Source organism: Vibrio sp. S12_S33, from assembly GCF_963889785.1.
GTDB lineage: Bacteria > Pseudomonadota > Gammaproteobacteria > Enterobacterales > Vibrionaceae > Vibrio > Vibrio aestuarianus.
In genome coordinates, this window is record NZ_CAWPQZ010000165.1 from 1 (window position 1) to 1105 (window position 1105).

Annotated in this window: 1 protein-coding gene; it reads left to right on the forward strand. The window is 50.9% G+C overall.

Annotation, left to right across the window (positions count from 1 at the left end; genetic code table 11):
- Positions 1-1105 (forward strand): type VI secretion system tip protein TssI/VgrG (gene tssI, locus AACW06_RS19670; protein ID WP_192076344.1); only part of this gene is annotated, 1105 nt, incomplete at both ends.

The window sequence follows — 1105 nt, forward strand, 5'->3', positions numbered from 1 at the left end:
TCAAAGCTGTGCAGCTGGTGGACAAACCGGCGCAGTTAGAGATGCTGCGTGATGGCATTGTAGTACAGCGCGTGCATGGCATTATTCGTCAATTTAGCAAGGGCGATATTGGTCATCACCATACGTTTTACTCGCTGACTTTAGTGCCGGCGTTAGAGCGTTTGTCGTTGCGTCACAACAGCCGTATCTTCCAACTCAAAACGGTTCCAGAAATCCTCTCTGTGCTGCTGCAAGAAATGGGCATTAACGATTACGCGTTCTCGCTCAAGCGTGAAGCGACCCAGCGAGAATTCTGCGTGCAATACCGAGAAACCGACCTCGATTTTCTGCATCGTTTAGCGGCAGAAGAAGGTTTGGTGTATAGCGTTATTCATGAAGAGGGCAAGCACACCCTGTTTTTTAGTGATGACAGCCAAAGCCTGCCCAAACATGGTGAGCCAATACCTTACAATGTATTGTCGGGCGGGGTGATGGACAGCCCTTATGTCTCCAACCTTACCCAGCGCACTCAAACCGAAGCCAGCCACAGTGAGCTTCGCGATTACAGTTTCAAAAAGCCTAGCTACTCTTTTGCCCAGCAAGCGCAAGGCATTGAGATGGAATACCAACAAGCCACTTACGAGCATTTTGATGCGCCGGGTCGCTTTAAAGACGATGTGAACGGTAAAGCCTTTAACCAAATTCGTTTGCAGTACTTAAGACGCGAAGCGCACACCGCTACGGGTGAAAGTAACCACCCAGCGTTGCAAGCGGGCTACAAGTTTGACTTGCAAGAGCACTTAGATGAAAGCGCCAACCGCGAATGGTTAGTGGTTGAAGCGCATCATCAAGGCAAGCAGCCGCAAGCGTTGGAAGAAGAGGGGGGCAGCGGCGCAACCACTTATAACAACCAATTCACGCTCATCCCGGCCACTATTACGTGGCGCGCTACACCAAAAACCAAACCACAAACTGACGGACCATGTATGGCGCATGTGGTGGGGCCTGATGGTGAAGAAATTTTCTGTGACGAACATGGCCGCGTCAAACTGCATTTCCCGTGGGATAGATATTCAAACGGCGATGAGCACAGCTCATGCTGGGTGCGAGTGTCACAAGGATGGGC